The sequence below is a fragment of the Roseococcus sp. SDR genome, from assembly GCF_019083995.1.
Classification (GTDB): Bacteria; Pseudomonadota; Alphaproteobacteria; order Acetobacterales; family Acetobacteraceae; genus Roseococcus.
In genome coordinates this window covers 1-847 of the sequence record NZ_JAHRCU010000058.1, presented here as the reverse complement: position 1 = coordinate 847, position 847 = coordinate 1, and the positions used below count along the sequence as shown (strand labels likewise).

General features: G+C 69.3%; 1 protein-coding gene and 1 pseudogene. Both read left to right on the top strand.

The genetic code is table 11. The annotated features are described in order from the left end of the window. Window positions 1-78: 78 nt before the first annotated feature. Window positions 79-246: pseudogene (locus KTR66_RS24980) on the top strand (transposase); the annotation flags it as partial. Continuing rightward, a complete protein-coding gene (locus KTR66_RS24645) occupies window positions 219-830 on the top strand; it encodes an IS5 family transposase (RefSeq protein WP_249732427.1) in 612 nt (203 codons plus the stop codon). The pseudogene KTR66_RS24980 and the gene KTR66_RS24645, both read left to right, overlap by 28 nt. Window positions 831-847 lie beyond the last annotated feature (17 nt).

Genomic DNA, 847 nt, shown 5'->3' with positions numbered 1-847 from the left:
CTAGGCTCCAAACCCAATCAGTTCTAGGCGCGACGCGGCGGGGTGTGATTCAAGCTGCTGGGTAGCGGAGCTTGGGTCATGGCGGGTGAGTTCTGGCTTTCGGACCGGCAATGGGCGGCGATTGCGCCGCTGCTGCCGACGAACCAGCCCGGCGCACGGCGGGTGGACGACCGGCGCGTCATCAGCGGCATCGTGCACATGCTCAAGAGCGGCGGGCGCTGGCAGGACTGCCCGGCCTGCTACGGCCCCTCGACGACGATCTACAACCGCTACCATCGCTGGTCGGGCCGCGGCATCTGGGCGGGCATGCTCGCCGCCCTGGTCGAGGCCACGCCGGGCGGGCTGCACCTGATCGACAGCACCACCGCCAAAGCGCACCGCTCGGCTGCGGGCGGAAAAGGGGGGCCGACTTCCAGGCCATAGGCCGCTCGCGCGGCGGACGGGGCACCAAGATCCACCTGGTCGTGGACGGCGCGGGCCGCGTCCTCGCTTTCACCGTCACGCCCGGACAGATGGGCGATCTGCGGCCTGCTCACGGCCTGCTGGCCAACCTGCCGCCGCCGGCACTCTGCGCCGCCGATGCCGCCTACGACAGCAACGGCTTGCGCCACTTCCTGCTCGGCCGCGGCACCACGCCGGTCATCCCGAACAACCCCACCCGCAAGAACCCGCAGCCTTTCGACGCGCGCGCCTACAAGGCCCGCAACATCATCGAGCGCACCATCGGACGGCTGAAGGACTGGCGCCGCATCCACACCCGATACGACAAGCTCGCCGCCAACTTCGCATCAGCCGTCGCCATCGCCGCCATCCTCCTCGGATGGACATGAATGAGTCTGGAGCCTAG